This window comes from Herpetosiphonaceae bacterium (assembly GCA_036374795.1).
Classification (GTDB): Bacteria; Chloroflexota; Chloroflexia; order Chloroflexales; family Kallotenuaceae; genus LB3-1.
Map to the genome: position 1 here is coordinate 20,109 of DASUTC010000277.1, position 7,034 is coordinate 27,142.

The following is a 7,034-nucleotide window of genomic DNA, read 5'->3' on the forward strand; positions in this document are numbered from 1 at the left end:
TATGGCTAAAACAATCGGGATTGACCTTGGCACAACCAACTCGGTGGTCGCGGTCGTCGAGGGCGGCGATCCGGTGGTGATCTCCAGCGCCGAGGGCATGCGCACCACGCCGTCGGTCGTGGCCGTCAGCAAAAGCGGCGAGCGCACCGTCGGGCAGATCGCCAAGCGTCAGTCGATCACCAACCCCGAAAACACGATCTTCTCGGTCAAGCGCTTCATGGGCCGCAAGCTCGACGACGAGAGCGTGCAGCGCGATAAGGTACTGGTACCGTATAAGCTCACCTCGGCTCCCAACGGCGACGCCCGCGTGATGATGGGCGGTCGGGAGTACGCGCCGCAGGAGATCTCGGCGATGATCTTGCAGAAGCTCAAGGCCGACGCCGAAGCCTACCTGGGCGCGCCCGTGACTCACGCCGTGATCACTGTCCCGGCCTACTTCAACGAGTCGCAGCGGCAGGCGACCAAGGACGCGGGCAAGATCGCCGGGCTGGAGGTCGAGCGCATCATCAACGAGCCGACCGCCTCGGCGCTGGCCTATGGCTTCGGCGAGGGCAGCACCAACGAGACGATCGCGGTGTACGACCTGGGCGGCGGCACCTTCGATATTTCGATCCTTGAGCTTGGCGACGGCGTCTTCGAGGTCAAAGCGACCAACGGCGATACGCATCTGGGCGGCGACGACTTCGATCAGCGCGTCATCGAGTGGCTGGTCGAGGAATTTCGCGCCACCGAGGGCGTCGACCTGCGCACCGATCGCGTGGCGTTGCAGCGGCTCAAGGAGGCGTCGGAGAAGGCCAAGCAAGAGCTATCGACCGTGATGCAGACCGAGATTAATCTGCCGTTTATCTCGGCGGACGCCAACGGCCCGAAGCATCTCCAGGTGACGCTGACCCGCGCCAAACTGGAGCAGCTCACCGCCGATCTGGTCGAGCGCACGCTTGAGCCGGTGCGCCAAGCGCTCAAAGATGCCGGGCTGCGCGCCAGCGACATCCAGCAGATCATCCTGGTTGGCGGCCAGACGCGCATGCCAGCGGTGCAGAACGCCGTCAAAAAGTTCTTCGGCAGGGAGCCGCACAAGGGCGTGAACCCCGATGAGGTGGTGGCGATCGGCGCGGCGATCCAGGGCGCGGTGCTGAGCGGCGAGGTCAAGGACGTGCTGCTGCTCGACGTGACGCCGCTGACGCTGGGTATCGCCACGCGCGGCGGCGTGATGGCTCCGCTGATCGATCGCAACACGACGATCCCGACCAAGCGCTCGCAGATCTTCTCGACCGCGACCGACAACCAGACAGCGGTCGAGATCAAAGTCTACCAGGGCGAGCGTCCGCTGGCGACCGACAACAAGCTGCTGGGCACCTTCGAGCTGACAGGCATTCCGCCCGCGCCGCGCGCCGTGCCGCAGATTGAGGTCACGTTCGACATCGACGCCGATGGCCTGCTCAACGTCTCGGCGATCGACAAAGGCACCGGTCGCGAGCAGCGGATCACGATCCGCCCGTCGTCGGGCCTCAACGACGACGAGATCACCGAGATGATCAAGCAGGCGGAGCAGCATCGCTCCGAGGACGAGGAGCGACGCGAGCGGATCGCCGTGCAGAATCAGGCCGACGGCATCATCTACAGCGCCGAGCGGCGGCTGCGCGAGCGCGGCGAGCACATCGATCCCGCGCTGCGCGACGAGATCGAGTTTCATATGGCGGGGCTGCGTCGCGCGGTGGACGGCGACGAGATCAGCACCATTCGGACGCGCATCGGCGAGCTGGCGGCGGCGATCGATCAGATCCCGGATGCCGAGCAGGGCGACGGACAGGCCGCATCGGGCGAGGATACGCCTGAGACGGGCGTCGCCGAAGATCAGGTCAACGCATAGGTCTTGGAAAAGGTTGTGGGGGCGTATTGCCATACGCCCCCTTGAAATCATCATATAAATCGTCTTCGTTTGATTTAACCTTGTAACCACATGTTGGAATCGCAAACGGGCGCGCAGGCGCGGACGCAAGGGCGCGCCCACAATCGAGCCGAAAACGGTCAAACCGGGAGCAGCCAAGATGGCAACCTCATCGAAACGTGATTATTATGAAGTGCTCGGCGTTGCGCGGAGCGCCAGCGCGGACGAGATCAAAAAGGCGTATCGCAAACTCGCGCGGCAGTACCACCCCGATCTCAACAAGGAGCCGGACGCCGAGACTAAATTCAAAGAGATCAACGAAGCCTACGAGGTGCTGTCGGACAGCGATAAGCGCTCTATGTACGATCGCTTCGGACATCAGGCGGTCGGCGGCGCGGGCGGTTACGATCCGTTCGGCGGCTTCGGCACGGGCGATATTTTCTCGACGATCTTCGACGCCTTCATCAACCAGGGCGCGCGTCCAGGCGCGGCCGGTCCGACCGCGCTGCGCGGCGCGGATCTGCGCTATCATCTGCACATCGACTTCGAGGAGGCGATCTTCGGCACCGAGAAAGAGATCTCGTTCCAGCGCTCCGAGGCGTGTACCACCTGCAAAGGCAACGGCGCGGAGCCGGGCACCGATCTGGTGCGCTGCACCAAGTGTAACGGCCAGGGCGAGATTCGTACCCGCGCGCCGATCTTCAACATGCTGACGGTCGTGACGTGCGATCAGTGCGGCGGCACCGGCAAAACGATCGCGATCCCCTGCCACACCTGCAAAGGCGAGGGCCGCACGCGCAGCACGCGCACGGTGAAAGTGACAGTGCCGCCGGGCGTCGACAACGGCCTGCAACTGAGGCTGCGCGGCGAGGGCGAGGCAGGGCTGCGCGGCGGGCTGCCGGGCGATCTGCTGGTGGCGATCTCCGTCCGCGAGCATGCGCTCTTCCAGCGCAACGGCAACGACATCATTCTGGAGCTGCCGCTCAACGTGGCCCAGGCGGCGCTCGGCACCGAGGTTAAAGTCCCGACCGTCGGCGGCGAGGAGACGCTGGAGATCCCGCCCGGTACGCAGCACGAGACGATCTTCCGGCTGCGCGGCAAGGGCGCTCCCTCACTGCGCGGCCAGGGACGCGGCGATCAGGTGATTGTGACGCGCATCGTCGTGCCCAGCAAGCTGAGCGAGCGGCAGCGCGAGCTGCTGGAGGAGCTGGCCGTCGAGTGGGGCGCTGAGCCGATCGATAAGCGCGAGGGCGGCTTCTTCTCCAAGCTCAAAGATGCGTTTGGCATGTGATGAGACATAAAAACGCTCAACGTGGACGCGGCGCTGGGCGGCAGCTACAAGAGCGCCCGCAACAACGCCCGCAACAACGCCGGGAAGCGCCGCGCGGCTACCAGCGCTCGGACGATCGACCGCCGCGCGCGCCGCACCACGAGTATGTCTACGGACGCAACGCCGTGCGCGAGGCGCTGCGCGCGCAGCGCAGGACGCTGCGGCGGCTGCTCGTGGCCGAGGGCGTGCGTGAGGGTGGCCCGATCACCGAGCTGCTGGCGCTGGCCCAGAGCGCCAAAATTCCGGTCGAGCAGATCGACCGGCGCGATCTGGACGGGCTGACCGAGGGCGCAAATCATCAGGGGGTGGCGCTTGAGGCGGGGCCGTACCGCTACGCGCAGATCGACGAGATGCTGGCGCGAGCGAAGGAGCGCGACGAGCTACCGCTGCTGTTGCTGCTGGACCATGTGCAAGATCCGCAGAACGTAGGCACGCTGCTGCGTACCGCCGATGTCGTCGGGGCGCACGGCGTGGTCTTGCCCGAACGACGGGCAGCGGGCATCACTCCGTCGGTGGTCAACGCCTCGGCGGGAGCGGTCGAGCATCTGCTGATCGCCCAGGCGACGAATCTGGTCCAGACGATCGAGGAGCTGAAGGAGCAGGGCGTGTGGGTAGCCGGTCTTGAGGACGATCCGCGCGCGGTGCCCTACGACAGCCAGCGCGCCGATCTGCCGCTGGCGCTGGTGGTCGGAGCCGAAGGTCCGGGCCTGGCGCGGCTGGTCCGCGAGCACTGCGATTTCTTGATCCGGCTGCCGATGGCCGGACACGTCGCGTCGCTGAACGCGGCGACCGCAGGATCGATCGCGCTCTACGCGCTATGGCGACGACGCGCAGCGAATTAATCGGGATCGTCGGGGCGTAATGAATCACGCCCCGACAAACGTATCCGCCATAACGATTCATACATCATCGGTCCGCCCCGATCTAGCGGCCTGCTCAAGTCTTGAGCTGATCCAATAGCCCTTTCGCGGCCTGGCCCAGCAGCAGCGTATCGACTCCCGCGACGATCAGCGTGTAGCCCCGATCGATGGAGGGCTGCACGGCGTCGGCTGACACGCCAAAGATGCCCAGTCGCACGCCTGCGCCGAGGCAGGCTTCGGTCACGCGATCGATCGCCTGTGTCACCTCAGGATGATCGACCTGTCCAAGCCGCCCGATGCTCGCCGACAGATCGTACGGCCCGACCAGCACCGCGTCGATGCCCTCGACGCGCACGATCGCATCGATCTGCTCGACCGCGTCAATGTGCTCGGCCTGCACGATCACCGCCGTGCGCTCGTTGGCCGTGGCGATATACGCCCCCAGGCTCAGCCCGTAGCCGTGCGCGCGCCCGATGCCGACGCCGCGCGTGCCGAAGGGCGCGTACTTCGCCCAGCGCACCACCTGCTCGGCCTGTGCGGCGGAGTTGACCTGCGGCGCGATAATCCCCGCCGCCCCGACATCGAGCGCCTTCTTGATCGGCACCTCCGCCGCCACCGGCAGACGCACGAGACACGGTGTTGCCGCACCCGCGCCCTGGAGCGTTGCCTGAAGCTCGCGCGCATCGAAAACGCTGTGCTCGGCGTCGATAAAGAGCCAGTCGAAGCCGACCGCCGCCATGAGCTCGGCGACCGAGGGCGACGTAAGCGTGATCATCGTTCCGACCAGCCGCTCGCCGCCTAGCAGACGAGCGCGAAATGAGTGGGTCATCTTCAGATCTTTCTCGGTTATGTCAATCAACTGACATCCTGTGATCGACCGGGTTGTACGACCATTATAGCCAGAACGCGAGCCGACGTTGGAAGATGACCCACCGCGTCGCCGTGATAGTCGCTGCTACTTGTACTTCACAATCAGCACGGGCCGGTACGAGCTGGTGAAATATTCCCCACCGGCAAGAAGCAGATAGTCGCTGTAGCCGTTGCGGTTGCTGTTATTCTGGAAGCGCAGCTTGACCTGTGTTGGTCCGGTCTTGTTGATGTACGGCAGCGTGCCCGACGTGAGGCTGCCGGAGACGAGCGCTCCAGCTCCGGCGGTGCCGCTCGGTGCCGCGAACGTGACCGCCTGGCTCACCGACACGCTCGCCTCGAAGTCGCTGGCCGCGAGCGAGCAGGCGGTCCCAAGGCAGCCCTGCCTGAGATCCCCGACCAGATAGCCCATCCCGATCCAGGGATTACCTACCGCCGCCTGCGTATAGTAGAGCCGAAGCTCAGCGCCGAGAATCGTCGCGCCATCGGGGATCGACGCGGTGTTGAACGAGAGCACGCCCCGGAACGGCGCGTCAGCATTATCGCCGACATACACATTTGCCGCCACGGCATAGCCGCCTGTGGTGCTGGTAGCCGTATTCGCCGCCGCGTAGCCGTCCTCCGCCCCCGACGAGATGAAGGTAACAGTTGTCTCAGGATGATTCACGGTGTACGTGTACGACTGAACGGCGGATGCGTTCCTGGCAAGATCCTCGCCGTAGGCTTTGAGCGTCGTGGTGTTCGCAAAGGTCAGCGTGCCGTTACTGGTGAAGCTGCCGCGCGTCGGGCTGGTGCGCGGATCGGAGCCGTCGGTGGTGTAGTAGATCGAGCCAGTCTCGTTGAGCGACATCCGCACCGTGACCTGCGCGTCGAAGGTGCCGCCCGCCGGGGTGATCGAGAGGATCGGCGGCGTGGTATCGCCCGGATCGGTGGGCGGCGGTGGGTTGCCGTCGCCTGGGCCTGCGCTGAAGAAGCGCCAGATCTCCTGGCTGGCCCTGGGACCCTTGGGATCGGTGTACGAGCCAGCGGTCGAGCCGCCCGACCAGGCGTGGCCCATCGTATCGACGATCCACTTCTCCAGCAAGGGCCTGCCGCTCGCGTCGTTATACACCGACTTGGTGTAGGTGTAGCCGTTCGAGACAGTGCCGCGCGTAACGTTATCGGCGGTCGCATCCACCGAGTTATTGTCGCTGCCGTCGTCGATATAATCATTGGTCTGTGCCCACTGCGCGGCGACTTGATCGCCGTTGACGGGATAGACCGTGTAGTCGCTCGTGCCGTGGAAGACGATCGCCCGGACGCGGCGCTTGGCGCTGCCCATCGCCTGGTAGGCGGCGTAGCCCTGCTGATTCGGATCGGGACCGCCCTGGCGCATCGCGGTCCAGGCATCCACCATATTCGTCGCCGACTTATACTCCAGCCCTGAGGCCACACCGATCGCCGAGAACAGATCGGGATAGGTCGCGCCCATCACCACGGCCATCGCGCCACCGGCGGAAAGGCCCGCCGTATAGATCCGCGTGCCGTCCACATTGTACGAGGAGCGGATTTTATTGACGATGCCCGCCAGGATCGCAGGCTCGCCGCTGCCGCGCGACTGATGCGCCGTCTCGAACCATTTCCAGCACTTATTCTGATCGGCGCTGGATGGCTGCTCAGGATAGACGACCAAGAAATTGGCGGACTCGGCGATCGTGTTCATGCCGGTTCCGGCGGCAAAGTCGTCTGGACTCTGCGTGCAGCCATGCAGCATCATCACCAGCGGCACGGCGCTGCTGCCGGTGTAGCCCGCTGGCACCCACAGCTTGTAGTTGCGCGAGCCGTACGAGGTTGAAACACTGCCCGTCACCCAGCTTCCGGCGCGGGTGGTGTTCGGGTGCGAGATCGAGACGAGGACGAGCGCGAGCGCGAGCAAAGGACCCCAGATTGACCGACGCATAGATCTCCTCCTTGAGGCTGCATGTACTGTCGATGTACGTGATGTGCTGGGGAGTGTTGTATCGCCTGCCGATCGTGCTCTACTTAACCCATATAACGGTTACAAGAAAGTTACATATCGGTAAAAACGCGGATGCTTTTAGGTTGAAAG

The 7,034-nt window shown here is 64.7% G+C and carries 5 protein-coding genes; 3 read left to right on the forward strand and 2 right to left on the reverse strand.

Annotated elements, in window-relative coordinates; translation table 11 throughout:
• Nucleotide 1 precedes the first annotated feature (1 nt).
• The 3 genes from dnaK to rlmB all read left to right on the forward strand — a co-directional run bounded on the left by dnaK (nucleotide 2) and on the right by rlmB (nucleotide 4,060).
• Nucleotides 2-1,870, forward strand: a complete 1,869-nt coding sequence (dnaK, locus tag VFZ66_21350; protein ID HEX6291746.1) for a molecular chaperone DnaK — start codon at nucleotides 2-4, stop codon at nucleotides 1,868-1,870.
• Nucleotides 1,871-2,048: 178 nt separating this feature from the next.
• Nucleotides 2,049-3,179 (forward strand): molecular chaperone DnaJ, encoded by a 1,131-nt coding sequence (dnaJ, locus tag VFZ66_21355; GenBank protein HEX6291747.1) that lies wholly within the window; start codon nucleotides 2,049-2,051, stop codon nucleotides 3,177-3,179.
• Complete coding sequence (gene rlmB, locus VFZ66_21360) at nucleotides 3,179-4,060, forward strand: 23S rRNA (guanosine(2251)-2'-O)-methyltransferase RlmB (GenBank protein HEX6291748.1); 882 nt, start codon at nucleotides 3,179-3,181, stop codon at nucleotides 4,058-4,060. The genes dnaJ and rlmB overlap by 1 nt, the downstream gene beginning before the upstream one ends.
• Before the next feature lie 94 nt (nucleotides 4,061-4,154).
• On the opposite strand, the gene VFZ66_21365 is transcribed toward rlmB, so the two are convergent.
• Nucleotides 4,155-4,907 carry an aldolase/citrate lyase family protein gene (locus VFZ66_21365; GenBank protein ID HEX6291749.1) on the reverse strand — a complete coding sequence of 251 codons (753 nt, stop codon included), beginning with the start codon at nucleotides 4,905-4,907 and terminating at the stop codon, nucleotides 4,155-4,157.
• A 126-nt stretch (nucleotides 4,908-5,033) separates the two neighbouring features.
• Nucleotides 5,034-6,884: a PHB depolymerase family esterase gene (locus VFZ66_21370; protein ID HEX6291750.1), complete on the reverse strand. Its 1,851-nt coding sequence runs from the start codon at nucleotides 6,882-6,884 to the stop codon at nucleotides 5,034-5,036.
• Nucleotides 6,885-7,034: the final 150 nt, after the last annotated feature.